Raw genomic sequence first — 16,431 nt, 5'->3', positions numbered from 1 at the left:
CACTTGCGAAAAAAATATTTTTGCCTCAGATGAACACAGACACACACGGATAAAACCTGATTTTTTTAAATCTGTGTGTATCTGTGTTTATCAGTGGCTAATTAAAAGATTTAAACTATCGAAATTGGCTTAAAAAGCGCAAATCGTTATTGAAGAAATGACGCAAATCATTCACGCCGTAGCGCAGCATGGTCAAACGCTCGATACCTAGACCAAATGCAAATCCGCGATACTTTTCACTGTCGATATTCACGTGCTTGAACACTTCCGGATGCACCATGCCGCAACCGCCAATTTCCAGCCAACCGCCGTTCCAGCTCATATCCATTTCAGCTGAAGGTTCGGTAAACGGGAAAAATGAAGGCCTGAAACGTACGGTCAAATCGTCACGCTCAAAGAATTTCTGCAGAAAATCCTGCACCACACCTTTTAAATTTGCAAAGCTGATCTCTTCATCCACCCATAAACCCTCAACCTGATGAAACATCGGCGAGTGCGTTGCATCCGAATCCACACGATAAACGCGGCCAGGGGCAATGATTTTAAATGGCGGCGTCTGGTTGTTCTTTAATGCGTTTTCCATGTAACGCGCCTGCACCGGTGAGGTGTGTGTACGCAGCACGTTGGCTTCATCAATATAAAACGTATCATGCATAGCACGTGCCGGATGATCTTCAGGGATATTCAGTGCCGTGAAATTATAAAAATCGGTTTCAATTTCAGGGCCGGTTGCCACTTCAAAACCAATGGAGTGAAAAAGTTCTTCAACGCGTTTCAATGTCAGCGTCACCGGGTGCAAGCCACCTTGCGACTGTGTACGTGCCGGTAGCGTTACGTCTATAGACTCCTGCGCGAGCTGTTTTGCCTGCTCAGCATTCAGGATTGCCTCGCGGCGTGCAGTGAGCGAAGCTTCAACGGCCTGTTTGACGACGTTGATCGCAGCGCCTGCTGCCGGACGCTCTTCTGCACTTAATTTGCCCAGGCCTTTTAAAGCATCTGTAAGCAAGCCGGATTTACCCAGGTATTTCGCCTTGGCAATTTCCAAGTCGTTCATTGAAGCGCTGTTTGCGAAGTCAGCTGCTGCTTCTGCAATTAAATGCGTTAAGTCTGCCATGAGATTTTTGATCTTTAGTTGTTATCAATCGACTGGTGAAGATACCAAAAAACCACCAGATTAACTTCATAATGCTTTGATTTTGCGCACAAAATCAAAAGTTGAATTTTACCGCAAAAAAAAGAGGCCGAAGCCTCTTTTTTTACTCAAACTTATTGCTAAGTGTGAAATTTTCAGCTTGACAAGTTATGCAGCTAAACCAGCTTTTGCCAATTCTACGAATTTAGCGAAAGCAGCTTTATCAAACACAGCAACGTCAGCCAATACCTTACGATCCACTTCCACTGATGATTTTTTCAAACCATTCATGAATCGGCTGTAAGTCAAACCACACTCACGTGCAGCCGCGTTGATACGCGCAATCCACAAGGTGCGGAATTGACGTTTTTTCTGGCGACGGTCACGGTAAGCATATTGACCAGCTTTCATTACCGCCTGTTTGGCAACGCGGTAAACGTTTTTACGGCGACCACGGTAGCCTTTGGCAGCTTTTAATACTTTTTTGTGTCTAGCGCGAGCGATGACACCACGTTTTACTCTAGGCATGTTCTACTCCTATTGTGTTGGCATCATAGCGCGGACGCGCTTGACATCAGTTGAAGAAATGATCGCCGTGCCGCGTAATTTACGCTTTTGCTTGGTGGTCTTTTTAGTCAGGATATGGCGCAAGTGAGAGTGTGTACGCTTCACTTTACCATTACCCAAGAATTTGAAGCGCTTTTTGGCGCCACTCTTGGTTTTCATCTTTGGCATTTTGTTCTCCTTGAACTTAGGTTAAGAGTGCTTAGGCATGCCTTTTAGCCGTATCACCCAGGGTTATTAGCAACACTTTCTTGCGAAGCAAGTTAGTGTTGCTTATCAGTTTTGCTGACTACTTCTTTCAATAATTCAGCAACAAACTAAATTATTTTGCTTTTTTGATTGGCCCTAAAACCATCACCATCTGGCGACCTTCCATTTTAGGATACTGCTCAACCATTGCATATTCTTTTAAATCCGCTTCAACACGTTTCAACAGCGCCATACCGAACTCTTGGTGGGTAATTTCGCGGCCTCTGAAACGGAGCGTGATTTTTGCTTTATCTCCATCTTGGATAAAGCGAATGATGTTACGCACTTTAATCGCGTAATCACCATCATCTGTACCCGGACGGAATTTAATCTCTTTAACAACAACCTGTTTCTGCTTGAGCTTAACTTCGTGTTGTCTTTTACTTTCGGCATATTTGAACTTGCCGTAATCCATCAACCTGCACACAGGCGGAGCCGCATTCGGTGCAATCTCTACAAGATCAATATCTGCCTCTTCAGCTTTCGCAAACGCTTCAGCCAAAGACACAATACCTAAGGGCTCACCCTCCATACCCACCAATCGGACTTGTGGCGCTGTAATGTCGCCATTGATCCGGGTTTCTTTATCCTGTGCTATATCAAATTCTCCAAATTAAATCACGAGTGATGACGCTCAAATAGTTAAGCCGTGCACCAACAGTTAAACCTTAGATCCTATCTCTGCTTTCAGACGCTCAATCAAGGCATCTATCGGCATAGATCCAAGGTCTTCACCTTTTCTGGTACGCACGGCCAAATGTCCGGCTTGCATTTCGCGCTCACCCGCAACAAGCAGATAAGGCATTTTTTGCATGCTATGTTCGCGTATTTTATAGGTAATCTTTTCATTTCTCAAGTCAAATTCGCATCGGATGCCACTTTTCTTCAAAGTTTCAACCACTTGGCGCACATAGTCCGCCTGGCTTTCAGAAATATTCAACACCATCACCTGCACCGGTGCCAGCCACAACGGCATCGCCCCGGCATAATGCTCGATCAGGATACCGATGAAACGCTCCATGGAGCCAACAATCGCACGGTGCAGCATCACCGGACGCTGGCGCGAGTTGTCTTCTGCCACATATTCGGCGCCAAGGCGTTCCGGCAAGTTGAAATCCAGCTGTATCGTGCCGCACTGCCACAAACGTCCCAGGCTGTCTTTTAATGTAAATTCGATTTTCGGACCATAGAATGCACCTTCACCCGGCTGCAGGTCAAAAGCGAGGTTATTCTGGTTCAACGCATTTGCCAGCGCCGCTTCAGCTTTATCCCAGGTTTCATCAGCGCCCACGCGTTTTTCCGGACGGGTAGATAATTTCACCAACACGTCATTAAAGCCAAAGTTGCCATACACCTTGTACAGCATCTGGATAAAATCAGCCACTTCCGCTTCAATCTGCTCCTCGGTGCAGAAAATGTGCGCATCATCCTGCGTAAAGCCGCGCACGCGCATCAGGCCATGCAGCGAACCGGATGGCTCGTTGCGGTGGCATGAGCCAAACTCAGCCAGACGCAAAGGCAAGTCACGGTAGCTGTGCAGGCTGTTATTGAAAATCTGCACATGGCCAGGACAGTTCATCGGCTTCACCGCATAGTCACGGCTCTCTGATGCGGTCACGAACATATTGTCACGATAGTTCTGCCAGTGCCCGGATTTCTCCCACAGGGTTTTATCCATGACGGTTGGGGTGCGCACTTCCTGATAATCGTAATCACGGAACATCTGGCGCATATACTGCTCAACTTCCTGCCAGATACTCCAGCCGCGCGGATGCCAGAACACCATGCCCGGTGCGTCATCCTGCATGTGGAAATAATCCAGCTGCTTGCCCAGCTTGCGATGGTCACGCTTTTCGGCTTCTTCCAGCTGAAACAGGTACGCATCCAGCTCTTCTTTATTGCGCCACGCAGTGCCATAAACGCGCTGCAGCATTTCGTTACTGCTGTCACCGCGCCAGTACGCACCGGCCAATTTCATCAGTTTGAAAGCTTTTAATTTTCCTGTGTTCGGCACATGTGGGCCGCGGCACAAGTCGGTAAAGTTACCTTCGGTGTACAGCGAGACATCTTCGCCAGCCGGGATAGATGCAATCAGCTCTGCCTTATAGGCTTCACCGATGCTTGTGAAATAGGCAATCGCCTCATCACGCGGCATTACTTTGCGCGTTACAAGCTCGTCTTTCTTCGCCAGCTCCGCCATTTTCTTTTCAATGGCAATTAAATCTTCTGGGGTAAACGGACGCTTGTAGGAGAAATCATAATAAAACCCGTTTTCAATCACAGGGCCTATCGTTACTTGTGCATCAGGAAACAGCTCTTTTACGGCATAAGCCAGCAAGTGCGCTGTTGAATGGCGGATAACGTCCAGTCCTTCCGGGTTTTTATCGGTGATAATCGCCAAATCGCAATCGGCTTCAATCAGAAAGCTGGTATCAACGATCTTGTCATTCACCTTGCCAGCCAGCGCTGCTTTAGCCAGGCCTGCACCAATATTCATGGCAACATCGGCAACCGTCACCGGCGCATCGAATTGACGTTGTGAGCCATCTGGCAAGCGTATGATAGGCATAACTGTATCCCGTAAAAACAATTAAAGCCGTTTAAATGAACGGCTTTGGCTTAAATATTGAACTTGAATAATTATATTAAACTTAAAATTCTGGTAGGCAGTAGCAGATTCGAACTGCTGACCTCTTGGATGTCGACCAAGCGCTCTAACCAACTGAGCTAACCGCCTCTTGCTTCAAAACACAGTTCTTTTGAACCTGCGATTTCAAACAGAACGCGATTTTAGCCTATTGTTGCTCCGCACGCAAACTGACTATCACATATAATATTATTTATATGCGCATTTCCACACAAAGTACAAATTTCGAAGAACTGGTTGACCACATCGCCGAGCATGGCTTCTGTGTCATTAATGACTTCCTGCCGGAAGCTACCGTTAACGCACTGGCCAATGAAGCACAAAGGCTTAAACACACTCAGGTCATGCAGGAGGCCGGTATCGGCCGTGAGCACCTGAACGTCAATAAGGAAATTCGCGGCGACAGCATTTACTGGCTGGATGAAGGCGATGCTACAGAAGCACAGCGCAGTTATTTCGGGCAGATGGAAAACCTGAGGCTTGAATTAAACCGGCATCTTTATTTAGGCTTGTTCGGGCTGGAAAGCCATCTGGCTGTTTATCCCGAAGGCGGGTTCTACAAAAAACACCTGGATTGCTTCGCCGGCCACAACCCGCAAAAACCGCAGCGCAAGATCAGCTGCATCGTTTACCTGAACCAGGGCTGGCACATGCAGGATGGCGGCCAGTTAAAGCTCTACCTGAATGAGACTGATGAATCCGACAAATACAAATCAATCCTGATCTCCCCGCTGGCCGGCAGGGCGGTCATTTTCCTATCCGATACGTTCTATCACGAAGTGATGCCAACCTACAAAGAAAGAATCAGCCTGACCGGCTGGTTTCTGTCAAGGCCGCAGCAGTAGCGCAAGGCTGATTGATCCGCCAGGCAGGCATCACTGCTGCTCGGCGTAGAGCCTTTGATACAGGCTGCGGCTGGCATAGCCATCCGCCGGCAACTGGTTGGCCACCTGGTACTTGCGGATGGCCTCCTGCGTCATCAGGCCAGGCAAGCCGTCTGGTTCACCTGCATCAAAGCCGCGCGTGTTGAGCATGGTTTGCAGATCCAGCATTTCCTGAAAACTGAGTGCGCCCTCCTCTGCGAATTTTCCACCTACGATTCTTGACTCATGCCGTAGCTGTTCTGCCAATTGTGCGACAGAAAGCGCATAGTTTACGGATCGGTTCCAATCCATGATTACATCAAAATTATCAAACACCATGAAGGCGGGGCCACGGTAACCCTGCGGCAACAGGATGGCTGCCGGCCCTTTTACCTGCAGCCCTAAAACATCCAGGCTTACCGTGCCGACCGAAACATTCTGCTGCTCCGGCTGTGCAGGCCTCTGCGTTTTAGATTTGTCCGTTTTATGAGTGGCAGGTTTTTTAATGTTTTCCGGATTTAATCTCGTTTTTTTATTGGACACCTCTTGCCCCACTGCCGCCCCTGAACCAAAACCAGGCGCCCCTGCATCAACATGCAAGGCTCGCACACCGAGCCGGGACCACTCAGCCACCGGCTTCCTGACTGACAATTGCGCACTCCCCCAGTCAAAGCCGGTCGGCAACTGCACTTCCAGCATCGCCGGTTCGTCACTATGCCAGCCCACCTGGGATAGGTAATTGGCTGCCGACGCAATTGCATCCGGCAATGAATCCACAACATCGATCAAGTTGTCACTATCACCATCTACGGCATACATCATGAATGTGGTCGGCATGAACTGCATGTTGCCAAAAGCCCCTGCCCATGAACCAGTCAGGGCGCCAGGCGCAACATGCCCGATGTCAATCATGCGCATTGCATCCAGCAACTGACCACGGAAGAACTCGGTGCGCCGCCCGTCATAGGCCAGGGTCGCCAGTGACGACAGGATATCGAGCTTACCCTGATTGCGGCCGTACTGCGTTTCCATGCCCCAGAATGCCGCCAGCGTATATTTAGATACACCATACTGAGCTTCGATCCGGTTAAACATCGCCTCATGCTCCAACAGTAACTGTCGGCCTCTCTGCACCTTGGCGGCATTGACCCGTTTCTGGTAATAATCCAGGAATGGGCTGATAAATTCGGGCTGTGAGCGATCAAGGGCAATCACATCGGGGAGGAATTCGATATGGCTGACTGCATTATTGGCGGTTTCATCAGAAATACCGGAGACCATGGCCTCTATGCGTAAATCTTCCAGAAAACCTGAAAATCCATCCTGTGCGCATGAAGCAAAGGATGCCAGCGCCAAAGCCAGCACTGATGCCAGTTTGGATAGTCGGCTGTTCATGTGTTTCATAAACATCAATCCGGAATCGGCGGCAGCAACGTGCGGTAACCCGCCTCATAATCAGCATACTGCAACTTGAACCCGGTTGCCAGCATATTGCTGTTGCTCAGCCGCTTGCCGGCGCTCGCGGGCAATTGCGCTGGCTTAGGCATCTGCAGCTGTGCAGCCAGCCAGCTCAGAACCTCGTACTGCGGCACCGGCCTGGAATCGGTCACGATATAGCAGCTTTGAACCGTGCTGCCTGCCAGAACCTGATGGATCAGGAATGCAATGAATGCCGCCGCGTCATCCCTGTGTATTCGATTACTCCAGGTATTCTGCTTAGGCCAGTGGCCGGGCGATTTTGCAAGGTTCAGCATGCGCAGCCGGCCGGGGCCATATATGCCGGATAAACGCAAAACAGTTGTACCGCAGGGCAGTGCCTGCAGCAAATGTTCCGCTTCCAGCAGGCGCTGACCGCCAAAATCTGCCGGCAGCGCAGGCGTGTTCTCATCCAGCAATGCCTGGCTATCCTGACCATACACCCGGCTGCTGGAAACAAAAAACACATGTTTTAAACGGCTGTTATTCACCTGGGTTGCCAGCACATTACGTAAGCCATCCACGTAGGCAGCCTTATATTCGGCATCGGTCTGTCCGCCAGCCGCGACGCAATAAACAATCATGTCGGGGCAAAGCGATTCCAGCCCGGTCAGAGTTGAAGGCTGCGTGACATCTGCCGCGATCATCCCTGTGCCGTCATTTGCGGATTGTTCCATGGCTGCTGCAACAGTGCGCCTGAGCCCGACAACCTGGATACCGGACTGTGCCAGCCGCCTGGCGGTTTCGGCGCCAAGGTCACCCAGCCCGACAATTAATACTTTTGTCAACGTGCTTTCCATCATGTGCTACCTGCCATCTTGCTGCAGATACTGCCACGCCATGAACAACGCGACTATCGTTTTGCTATCGGTAATCTCTCCGCGCTGTATCATAGTCAGGCAATCTTCCATTTTCAGATCAAACACTTCCAGCATTTCATCTTCATCGCGCTGATGGGCGCCCGCCGTAAGGTTTTCTGCAAGATAAATATGGATCACTTCATTGGAATAACCGATGCAGGGATGCTGTATGCCAAGCTTGACCCAATTTTGCGCTGTATAGCCGGTTTCTTCCAGCAGTTCGCGTTGTCCGGTGCTTAAAACATCTTCATCCGGGTCGATCTTACCGGCCGGCAATTCAATAAATACCTGATGCAAGGGATACCTGAACTGGCGCTCCAGCACTACGTTGCCGCCAGGCAGCAAAGGCACGATGACAACCGCGCCGGGATGCACCACATACTCACGGCGGCTGACGTTGCCGTCAGGCAAACGTACGCTGTCACGCCTGACCGTAAGCATATCGCCCTGCGCCAATACTTCTGAACTTAAACAGTGTTCGGTCAGATCCATCAGAAATCCTAAAGTGACGCAGCCCTGAATGTATCGCACTGCCTGATATCACCTGAGCTCAAGCCCAGGTTAAACCAGTGCATGCGCTGCTGCGATGTACCATGGGTAAAGCTATCGGGGACCGCATACCCTTGCGCCTGTTTCTGCAATGCATCATCACCGATTGCGGCAGCGGCTGTCATTGCTTCTTCAACATCGCCCTGCTCCAGGATACGGTTAGTGCCATCGGCATGATTTGCCCATACCCCGGCATAACAGTCGGCCTGCAGCTCCAGCCTTACGGAATACTGGTTCGCCTGCGCTTCAGAACGGGCGTTCTGTTTTGCCTGCTGCACTTTATCTGAAGTACCCATCAGGTTTTGTATATGATGACCGACCTCATGCGCAATCACATAGGCCTGCGCAAAATCACCAGGGGCTTTAAAACGTGTCTTCATCTCCTGGTAAAAACCCAGGTCGATATAGACTTTCCGGTCGGCAGGACAATAAAACGGCCCCATCGCAGCCTGGCCTGAGCCACAGGCCGTAGGCGTTTGACCAGTGAATAAAACCAGTTTTGGCGCTGGATACGCATGCCCTGCATTCTGGAATATGGCACCCCATGTGTCCTCCGTGCTTGCCAGAACTTTGGCGACAAATACGGCCATAGGGTCATCTGCCGGAATAGGCCGCGCCTCTACAGGTGCCTGCTGCCCCAGGCCTTGAGTGAGGTTCAGCACGGTGGAAGGATCAACCCCGAAATACATCGCAAGCAAAACAAGCGCAATGGTACCAATGCCGATGCCTTTACCGCCGACCGGCAGGCCACCCCCGCCTCGCCTGTCTTCTACGTTGTTACTTTCACGTTCATCATCTAAGCGCATTTTAAGCCCCGCAACAGTATGAAATATCAGAAGCCGGACTTAACCGGCACAGTAGGCATTCTTGAATAAAAGATGGAAATATGCAAATAACTTGGCAGCGGTTTGATCGCACTAGCGATCAAAAGAGGGAATTAAAGCGTGATGGTTTAATGATATTTTAAAAAATATCAAAAATACAACTTTTTACCGGAGCTTTCCTAGTTTGTTCTTTTCCACAGCACTTTGTAAACGAAACCGGGAAAAGCAAACACGAGGAACAGGCAGGCAGTCACTGCGTAGAACTCCCAGCCCTGAGGCGCAACCTGACCCAAAGTAGCATGCTCGGCGTAACGCATGAAGGCACCGGTCAGAAAATACAGGATACTGAGTTCAAGCAGGCACCACGCGATATTTTTACTGAATCCCGGCTTGGCAGAACGATTCAGCGGCACGACATAAAACAGCTTATCCGAAAACCAGGGTAAGTTCGCAGCAAAGAATATCAGCCCTAATATTGCCCAGTTAGTCATTCAGTCACCTCTAAAAACAAATTCTTCAGCCACATTACCAGCTTATACGGTAACCGCAACCTCGTTGTATCACGTACAGGCTCCCGGTTTTGTATCGCGCTATGACGCAAAACCGGGCTGCCTGCACTTTGATATGCACAGCCTTTGCGGGCGTGCATACCGGATAATCATTGATTAAAAAGCAGGGATCAGCTCAGGCTTCTGACAATAGCATAGCCACACAAGCTCATCAGGCCCTGCGGCATCAAGCCGATGAACAGCAGCGCAAAAGCGTTTACGCTTAAGGCTACGCGCATGTCGGCAGGTACCTGAATCGGGTGATGATCCACCGGCTCGTCAAAGTACATGAGCTTGATCACACGCAGATAGTAGAAGGCACCAATCACTGCCATTAACACTGCAAACACGACCAGCCACAGGAAACCGGCCTGCAGCGCAGCCTGCAACACGGCAAACTTGGCATAGAAACCCAAGGTAGGCGGCACGCCGGCCATACTGAACATCACGATCAGCATCAGGAACGCGGTCCATGGACTGCGCTGGTTCAAGCCTTTAAGGTCATCTAGTTTGTCAGCTTCAAAGCCCTTGCGTGACAGCAGGAGGATGATGCCGAAGCCAGCCAGTGACATCAGCACATAACTTGCAATATAAAACAGCGCGGATGCAAAGCCGTTGATACTCGCACTCATCAGGCCAAACAATACAAAGCCGATATGCGAAATGGTAGAGTAAGCCAGCATGCGTTTCAGGTTGGTTTGTGCAATCGCAGTCACGTTACCGATAATAATGGACAGCACCGCCATGACCAGCAGCATCTGCTGCCAGTCAACCGCCATGGTCTGCAGGCCCTGTGCCAGCAGCCTGATGACAAATGCAAATGCAGCAAGTTTCGGCACGGAACTGATCAGCATGGTGATCGCAGTTGGCGAGCCTTCATACACATCAGGAACCCACATCTGGAACGGCACGGCGCCCAGCTTGAATGCCAGACCAGCCACAATGAACACCAGGCCCAGGATCAATACCGAATGCGTTTTCTCTGTTGCCATCAACGCATTATGGATGTCTGCAAGGTTCAGGCTGCCGGTCATGCCGTAAATCATGCTCATGCCGTACAGCAGCATGCCTGATGCCAGTGCGCCCAGCACAAAGTACTTCATCGCAGCTTCTGTGGCACGGGCATTATCACGATCCATCGCCACCAGTGCATACAGGCTTAATGACAGCAGCTCCAAGCCGACATATAGCGTGAGCATATTCTGGCCAGACACCATGATCATCATGCCGACGACCGAGAACAGCGTCAGCGCATAGAACTCGCCGCGGAACATATCGCGCTGCTGCAGATACTGCCTGCTGTAGACAAAAATCAGCGATGTACCCAGATAGATCATGAGTTTCAGCACATCGGACATCGAATCATCTACGAATGTGCCGGTGAATGCATAGCCAGCGCCAGGTGAATGGGTTGTGAACGTAATATAGGCAGCCATCAGCAATGCAAGCTGCGACAAACCATAAATAGCAATGCGGTTAGATTGTTTTAAGAACAGATCAGCGATTAAAACAAGCATCGCCATACCCAAAAGAACCATTTCAGGTAAGGCGGTTATAAGATCGTAACGAATATTTTCCATGAATTAAAAGCCTGTCGGCAGCTTGCTGTGAGATAAGTGTGAAAGAAGTTGGTCAACGGTAGCGTTTGTGACATTGGTTAAAGGCTCAGGATAGATACCCAATGCCAATACCAGCGTAGCCAGAATCGCCAGGATCAGGAACTCCCGTTTATTCAGGTCTTTGAGTGCAGCTACATTTTCATTGGCGACTTCGCCGTAGAACACGCGCTTAACCATCCACAAGGTATAGGCCGCACCGAAGATCAGCGTAAATGATGCCAGGAATGCGTACCAGAAATTCTCCTGGATGGAACCCAGTATCACCATGAACTCACCTACAAAGCCTGAAGTTCCCGGCAAGCCGCTGTTTGCCATTGCGAACAGCACCGCAAACGCTGCGAATGCAGGCATGGTGTTGGCAACACCGCCGTAGGCATCGATCTGGCGGCTATGCACGCGGTCGTACAGTACGCCGACGCACAGGAACATTGCCGCAGAAATGAAGCCGTGTGAAATCATCTGCACGATTGCGCCTTCAAGACCCAGGTTATTGAAAATAAAGAAACCCAAGGTCACAAAACCCATGTGCGAAATGGATGAATAGGCAATCAGCTTTTTCATGTCTTTCTGCACCAGTGCCACCAATGCAATGTAAACGATTGCTATCAGTGACAATGCGATCATAAAGCCTGATAAATAATGGGACGCATCAGGTGCGATCGGCATTGCAAAGCGCAGGAAGCTGTAACCGCCCAGTTTCAGGGCAATTGCCGCCAACACGACGGAACCGCCGGTAGGCGCTTCTACGTGCGCATCCGGCAGCCAGGTATGCACCGGCCACATCGGAATCTTCACCGCAAATGCTGCAAAGAATGCCAAGAACACTAGGATCTGCACATTGAGCGGCATCGGCATCTCATAGTAGTCGGTAATCGCGAAACTGCCGGTCTGGTGATACATATAGATGAATGCCACCAGCATCAGCAGTGAGCCGAGCAAGGTATACAGGAAGAACTTGACCGTAGCGTAGACGCGGTTCGGTCCACCCCAGATACCGATCACCAGGAACATCGGAATCAGCATCGCTTCCCAGAACACATAGTAGAAAATCGCATCTAGCGCACTGAACACGCCGATCATGAGGCCACTCATGATCAGGAATGATGCCATATACTGTGCAACGCGTTTCTCAATCACTTCCCACGCTGACAGCACCACGATCAATGTAGTAAAGCTGGTCAGCAGGATCAGGGGTACCGCCAAGCCATCGGCGCCCAGATGGTAATGGATGTTGAATGATGCGATCCACAGGAAACGCTCCTGGAACTGAAAGCCGCCATCTGCAAAATTGAAATGCGTATATAACGGAATCGTTACCAGGAAGCTGGCAAGACTACCGGCTAATGCCAGCCATCTGGTGACACAAGGTTTATTATCATCAGCCGTAAACAGCACAGCCACACCGAAGGCGATAGGCAGCCAGATAGAGAAACTTAAGATATGTTGCAAAAAGTATTCAAGCATTTTTTACACTTTAGAGAAAAACGTGATCATTAAAAATACGCCGATGATCATGGCGAATGCATAGTGGTAAATCAAACCGGTCTGCAGTTTACGCACAACGGTAGATAACTTGCCGATCAAATTGGCTGTGCCGTTAACCATTGCACCATCGATCAGTTTTACGTCACCGATCTGCCACAGTTTACCACCGATAAAACGTGAGCCTGCCGCAAAGACCCGGTCATTGAAGCTGTCAAAACCGTATTTGTTCTCAAGTATGGTATTGATCAAGGCAAAACGTTTCTGGATCGCGGCCGGAATATCCGGGCGCTTCATGTAGAAGAACCATGCCACGAAAACACCGGAAGCCGCCAATGCAAACGGCAATGTCATAAAGCCGTGAATCGCCATGCCTGCAGCCGAATGGAATATATGATGCCAATGGTGCGTCAGTTCGTGCATTGCAGGATGCGCTTCAGCGTTCACGAAAATCACGCCTTTAAAGAAGTCGCCATACAGCATAGGCTCGATTGCAACATAACCGATCAGCAATGAAGGTATCGCCAGCAGGATCAGCGGCAGCTTGACGACCCAGCCCGGCTCGTGTGGATCATCGCTTGGGCTTAAGCCGTGGTGGTGGTCATGATCGTCATGCGCATCATCATGATGTGCGTCATGCTTCACTTCTCGCCATTTCTCCTTGCCATGAAACACCAGGAAATACATGCGGAAGCTGTAAAACGCCGTGACAAACACACCGGCCAGCACAGCAAAGTAAGCAAAACCGCTGCCTGGAATGGTAGAGAATTTAGCGGCTTCAATAATGCTGTCTTTAGAGTAGAAACCGGCAAAGAACGGGGTTCCAATCAATGCCAATGAGCCAATCAGGGAAGTGATCCAGGTGACAGGCATGTACTTTTTCAGGTTACCCATGTTGCGGATATCCTGATCGTGATGCATGCCCATGATGACTGCACCGGCGCCGAGGAACAACAGCGCTTTAAAGAACGCGTGCGTCATCAGGTGGAAAATCGCCACTGAATAAGCTGAAGCGCCTAACGCTACCGTCATGTAACCTAATTGAGATAAAGTCGAATATGCAACTACACGTTTGATGTCGTTCTGGATAACACCCAGGAAGCCCATGAACAATGCAGTGATGCTGCCGATGACCAGCACGAACGACAGTGCCGTGGTCGATAGCTCGAACAGCGGTGACATACGTGCCACCATGAATATGCCGGCCGTTACCATCGTTGCGGCATGGATCAGCGCTGAAATCGGGGTCGGGCCTTCCATGGAGTCTGGCAGCCATACATGCAGGGGCACTTGTGCAGATTTACCCATTGCTCCGATAAAGAGCAGGATGCAGGTCACGGTCATCAATGACCATGAAGCGTTGCCGATCAGGTTGATCTTGATGTCAGCCATCTGCGGTGCAACGAAGAACACAGCCGCGTAATCCAGGCTGCCGAAATAGAACAGCACCAGGCCGATACCGAGCAGGAAACCGAAGTCACCTACACGGTTCACCAGGAAAGCCTTAAGGTTTGCATAGATAGCCGTCGGGCGTGTGTACCAGAAACCAATCAGCAGATATGACACCAGCCCCACTGCTTCCCAGCCGAAGAACAGCTGCATGAAGTTGTTGCTCATGACCAGCATCAGCATGGAGAACGTAAACAATGAGATATAGCTGAAGAAGCGCGCATAGCCTTTGTCTTCATGCATATAGCCGATGGTGTAGATATGCACCATTAATGACACGAAGGTGACCACCACCATCATCATTGCTGACAGGCGGTCAATCAGGAAACCGATTTCGAAAGAAAAATTACCGCTCTTAAGCCATGAGTAAACGGTTCCGTTGTACGGCGCGCTGACCAGTGCATCTTTCAGCACATAAAGAGAAAGCGCGAAGGAAACCGCCACACCGGCGATCGTCACGATATGTGCGGCGGCACGCGGCAACTGCTTGCCGAACAGGCCGATGATGATAGCCGCCGCCAATGGCAGCAGTGGAATTGCGAGATAAATTTGTTGCATGGTCATACTAATTTACATAGCCTTTCAAACTATCTAGCCTTTTAATGAGTCTAGGTCGTCAACATTAATAGTGCGCAAGTTCCTGAACAGCACCACCAGAATCGCCAAACCGATAGCAGACTCAGCCGCCGCTACGGTTAATATGAAAAACACAAAAACCTGGCCTGCAACATCATTCAGGTAATGCGAGAAAGCAACGAAATTCAGGTTGACCGCAAGCAGCATCAACTCAATTGCCATCAACAGGATAATCACGTTCTTACGGTTAAGAAAAATGCCGATCACGCTGATTGCAAACAACAGCGATCCCAACACCAGGTAATGAGACAACCCGACCATTATTTAGCCTCCTCAGCATTCTCTGTTGCCGCTGCTTTTGTCACTTCAGCCTGCATTTTCACAATACGCATACGATCTGCCTTTTTAACCAGTACCTGTTTCGCAGGATCCATTGACTTGCTGTCTTTACGGTCACGTAGCGTCAGTGCGATTGCGGCAACGATAGCAACCAGCAGCACGACAGACGCCAACTCAAATGGCAGCAGGTAATCCGTGTACAGCACACGGCCAAGCTCTGCTGTATTGCTGTAATCAGCAGGATGCGGCGCCGGTGCAGCCACTTTATCCACGCCAAAATTGCGCACGCCTACGATCATCACCATTTCAACAGCCATCAGGCCGCCAACCGGCAACGCAACCGGCAATGCGCTCCAGAAACCTTCACGCAACCTGTCCAGGTTAATGTCCAGCATCATCACTACGAACAGGAACAGCACCATCACGGCACCTACATAGACCAGCACCAGCACGATAGCCAGGAACTCAGCCTGCAGCAGCAGCCAGATACCGGCTGCCGTAAAGAACGCCAGCACCAGGTACAGCGCTGCATACACAGGGTTGCGAGTGGTGATTACACGCAGGCCGGCATATAGCAAAATGGCGGCTAGTGTATAAAACACTATGTCTTGAAAAGGTAAGCCAAAAAATGTCATCTAAACTCCGTGAAAAATGAAAATTGAAAAATGAAACCCTGTACACATCGGCATTTCATATTCTCTAGTTCACACTTCACTGCCTTTCTATCTAAATTGTTTATCTTGCGCGCGGTCAGCCGCAATCTGTTTTTCATGCTTATCACCAACTGCCAGCAGCATTTCCTTGGTATAGATCAGGTCGCCGCGCTGTTCACCGTGATAATCGAATACGCGGGTCTCGACAATGGAGTCTACTGGGCATGACTCTTCGCACATGCCGCAGAAAATGCATTTGGTCAAATCGATGTCATAGCGCGTGGTGCGACGTGTGTTGTCTTCACGCTGTTCGGATTCGATCGTGATTGCCATGGCCGGGCAAACGGCTTCGCATAATTTACATGCGATGCAACGCTCTTCGCCGTTGGGATATCGACGCAGCGCATGCAAACCGCGGAAACGGTTTGACTGCGGCGTGCTTTCTTCCGGATATTGCACCGTGATTTTTGGTGCAAAAAAGTAGCGTCCCGTGAGTGCCATGCCTTTCAGCAGTTCCCACAGCATCAAGCTGCCAAGTGTCTGTTTAATTGATTTAATCATGTTTTTCTAATCATCAAAGCCTAATCGTTACGCCTGCCTC

The 16,431-nt window shown here is 50.0% G+C and carries 17 protein-coding genes and 1 tRNA gene; 1 reads left to right on the top strand and 17 read right to left on the bottom strand.

The features are described 5' to 3' along the window. Positions 1 to 115: 115 nt before the first annotated feature. The 6 genes from pheS to GQ51_RS00460 form a co-directional block, all read right to left on the bottom strand. Positions 116 to 1,114, bottom strand: a complete 999-nt coding sequence (pheS, locus tag GQ51_RS00485; protein ID WP_047548442.1) for a phenylalanine--tRNA ligase subunit alpha — start codon at positions 1,112 to 1,114, stop codon at positions 116 to 118. A 186-nt stretch (positions 1,115 to 1,300) separates the two neighbouring features. Next, a complete protein-coding gene (rplT, locus tag GQ51_RS00480) occupies positions 1,301 to 1,660 on the bottom strand; it encodes a 50S ribosomal protein L20 (RefSeq protein ID WP_047548439.1) in 360 nt (119 codons plus the stop codon). Positions 1,661 to 1,669: 9 nt separating this feature from the next. Next, positions 1,670 to 1,867 carry a 50S ribosomal protein L35 gene (gene rpmI, locus GQ51_RS00475; RefSeq protein ID WP_019897898.1) on the bottom strand — a complete coding sequence of 66 codons (198 nt, stop codon included), beginning with the start codon at positions 1,865 to 1,867 and terminating at the stop codon, positions 1,670 to 1,672. A 151-nt stretch (positions 1,868 to 2,018) separates the two neighbouring features. Further along, complete coding sequence (gene infC / locus GQ51_RS00470; RefSeq protein WP_081987055.1) at positions 2,019 to 2,543, bottom strand: translation initiation factor IF-3; 525 nt, start codon at positions 2,541 to 2,543, stop codon at positions 2,019 to 2,021. A 63-nt stretch (positions 2,544 to 2,606) separates the two neighbouring features. Next, positions 2,607 to 4,514: a threonine--tRNA ligase gene (gene thrS / locus GQ51_RS00465; RefSeq protein WP_047548432.1), complete on the bottom strand. Its 1,908-nt coding sequence runs from the start codon at positions 4,512 to 4,514 to the stop codon at positions 2,607 to 2,609. A gap of 91 nt (positions 4,515 to 4,605) precedes the next feature. Beyond that, positions 4,606 to 4,682 (bottom strand) — tRNA-Val (locus GQ51_RS00460). Between the two features lie 107 nt (positions 4,683 to 4,789). Between GQ51_RS00460 and GQ51_RS00455 the strand changes: the two genes are divergently transcribed. Further along, a complete protein-coding gene (locus tag GQ51_RS00455) occupies positions 4,790 to 5,437 on the top strand; it encodes a 2OG-Fe(II) oxygenase (protein ID WP_047548430.1) in 648 nt (215 codons plus the stop codon). 30 nt (positions 5,438 to 5,467) lie between these two features. Here the strand turns inward: GQ51_RS00455 and GQ51_RS00450 are convergent, their stop codons facing one another. The 11 genes from GQ51_RS00450 to nuoI form a co-directional block, all read right to left on the bottom strand. Further along, positions 5,468 to 6,859, bottom strand: coding sequence for a lytic murein transglycosylase (locus GQ51_RS00450; protein ID WP_047553410.1), 1,392 nt, complete (start codon positions 6,857 to 6,859; stop codon positions 5,468 to 5,470). Positions 6,860 to 6,864: 5 nt separating this feature from the next. Further along, on the bottom strand, positions 6,865 to 7,719 hold the full coding sequence (locus tag GQ51_RS00445) for an SDR family oxidoreductase (protein ID WP_047553407.1): 855 nt from the start codon (positions 7,717 to 7,719) through the stop codon (positions 6,865 to 6,867). Positions 7,720 to 7,737: 18 nt separating this feature from the next. After that, entirely contained in the window at positions 7,738 to 8,283 is a 546-nt protein-coding gene (locus GQ51_RS00440; RefSeq protein ID WP_047548427.1) for an NUDIX domain-containing protein, read from the bottom strand. Positions 8,284 to 8,291: 8 nt separating this feature from the next. Continuing rightward, on the bottom strand, positions 8,292 to 9,146 hold the full coding sequence (ypfJ, locus tag GQ51_RS00435; RefSeq protein WP_047548424.1) for a KPN_02809 family neutral zinc metallopeptidase: 855 nt from the start codon (positions 9,144 to 9,146) through the stop codon (positions 8,292 to 8,294). 197 nt (positions 9,147 to 9,343) lie between these two features. After that, the gene (locus GQ51_RS00430) at positions 9,344 to 9,655 is read right to left on the bottom strand and encodes a DUF2818 family protein (RefSeq protein WP_047548421.1); all 312 of its coding nucleotides are present in this window, start codon (positions 9,653 to 9,655) and stop codon (positions 9,344 to 9,346) included. Between the two features lie 188 nt (positions 9,656 to 9,843). After that, positions 9,844 to 11,292, bottom strand: coding sequence for an NADH-quinone oxidoreductase subunit NuoN (gene nuoN, locus GQ51_RS00425; protein WP_047548418.1), 1,449 nt, complete (start codon positions 11,290 to 11,292; stop codon positions 9,844 to 9,846). Positions 11,293 to 11,295: 3 nt separating this feature from the next. After that, positions 11,296 to 12,795 carry an NADH-quinone oxidoreductase subunit M gene (locus GQ51_RS00420; RefSeq protein ID WP_047548415.1) on the bottom strand — a complete coding sequence of 500 codons (1,500 nt, stop codon included), beginning with the start codon at positions 12,793 to 12,795 and terminating at the stop codon, positions 11,296 to 11,298. A gap of 3 nt (positions 12,796 to 12,798) precedes the next feature. Beyond that, positions 12,799 to 14,826 (bottom strand): NADH-quinone oxidoreductase subunit L, encoded by a 2,028-nt coding sequence (gene nuoL / locus GQ51_RS00415; RefSeq protein ID WP_047548412.1) that lies wholly within the window; start codon positions 14,824 to 14,826, stop codon positions 12,799 to 12,801. 27 nt (positions 14,827 to 14,853) lie between these two features. After that, on the bottom strand, positions 14,854 to 15,159 hold the full coding sequence (gene nuoK, locus GQ51_RS00410; protein WP_047548409.1) for an NADH-quinone oxidoreductase subunit NuoK: 306 nt from the start codon (positions 15,157 to 15,159) through the stop codon (positions 14,854 to 14,856). Then, positions 15,159 to 15,812, bottom strand: coding sequence for an NADH-quinone oxidoreductase subunit J (locus tag GQ51_RS00405; protein WP_047548407.1), 654 nt, complete (start codon positions 15,810 to 15,812; stop codon positions 15,159 to 15,161). The genes nuoK and GQ51_RS00405 overlap by 1 nt, the downstream gene beginning before the upstream one ends. Before the next feature lie 87 nt (positions 15,813 to 15,899). Next, positions 15,900 to 16,391 (bottom strand): NADH-quinone oxidoreductase subunit NuoI, encoded by a 492-nt coding sequence (gene nuoI / locus GQ51_RS00400; RefSeq protein ID WP_047548404.1) that lies wholly within the window; start codon positions 16,389 to 16,391, stop codon positions 15,900 to 15,902. Between the last annotated feature and the right edge of the window lie 40 nt (positions 16,392 to 16,431).

Origin of the sequence: Methylotenera sp. G11 (assembly GCF_000799735.1) — a bacterium.
GTDB lineage: Bacteria > Pseudomonadota > Gammaproteobacteria > Burkholderiales > Methylophilaceae > Methylotenera.
Note: the sequence above shows the minus strand (reverse complement) of the source record. Positions and strands in the feature narration are given on the sequence as shown.

What these genes read in the sequence shown, in the direction of transcription:
- pheS (WP_047548442.1), bottom strand. Translation starts at nt 1,114, where the DNA reads ATGGCAGACTTAACGCATTTAATTGCAGAAGCAGCAGCTGACTTCGCA.
- rplT (WP_047548439.1), bottom strand. Translation starts at nt 1,660, where the DNA reads ATGCCTAGAGTAAAACGTGGTGTCATCGCTCGCGCTAGACACAAAAAA.
- rpmI (WP_019897898.1), bottom strand. Translation starts at nt 1,867, where the DNA reads ATGCCAAAGATGAAAACCAAGAGTGGCGCCAAAAAGCGCTTCAAATTC.
- thrS (WP_047548432.1), bottom strand. Translation starts at nt 4,514, where the DNA reads ATGCCTATCATACGCTTGCCAGATGGCTCACAACGTCAATTCGATGCG.
- GQ51_RS00455 (WP_047548430.1), top strand. Translation starts at nt 4,790, where the DNA reads ATGCGCATTTCCACACAAAGTACAAATTTCGAAGAACTGGTTGACCAC.
- GQ51_RS00450 (WP_047553410.1), bottom strand. Translation starts at nt 6,859, where the DNA reads ATGAAACACATGAACAGCCGACTATCCAAACTGGCATCAGTGCTGGCT.
- GQ51_RS00440 (WP_047548427.1), bottom strand. Translation starts at nt 8,283, where the DNA reads ATGGATCTGACCGAACACTGTTTAAGTTCAGAAGTATTGGCGCAGGGC.
- ypfJ (WP_047548424.1), bottom strand. Translation starts at nt 9,146, where the DNA reads ATGCGCTTAGATGATGAACGTGAAAGTAACAACGTAGAAGACAGGCGA.
- GQ51_RS00430 (WP_047548421.1), bottom strand. Translation starts at nt 9,655, where the DNA reads ATGACTAACTGGGCAATATTAGGGCTGATATTCTTTGCTGCGAACTTA.
- nuoN (WP_047548418.1), bottom strand. Translation starts at nt 11,292, where the DNA reads ATGGAAAATATTCGTTACGATCTTATAACCGCCTTACCTGAAATGGTT.
- GQ51_RS00420 (WP_047548415.1), bottom strand. Translation starts at nt 12,795, where the DNA reads ATGCTTGAATACTTTTTGCAACATATCTTAAGTTTCTCTATCTGGCTG.
- nuoL (WP_047548412.1), bottom strand. Translation starts at nt 14,826, where the DNA reads ATGACCATGCAACAAATTTATCTCGCAATTCCACTGCTGCCATTGGCG.
- nuoK (WP_047548409.1), bottom strand. Translation starts at nt 15,159, where the DNA reads ATGGTCGGGTTGTCTCATTACCTGGTGTTGGGATCGCTGTTGTTTGCA.
- GQ51_RS00405 (WP_047548407.1), bottom strand. Translation starts at nt 15,812, where the DNA reads ATGACATTTTTTGGCTTACCTTTTCAAGACATAGTGTTTTATACACTA.
- nuoI (WP_047548404.1), bottom strand. Translation starts at nt 16,391, where the DNA reads ATGATTAAATCAATTAAACAGACACTTGGCAGCTTGATGCTGTGGGAA.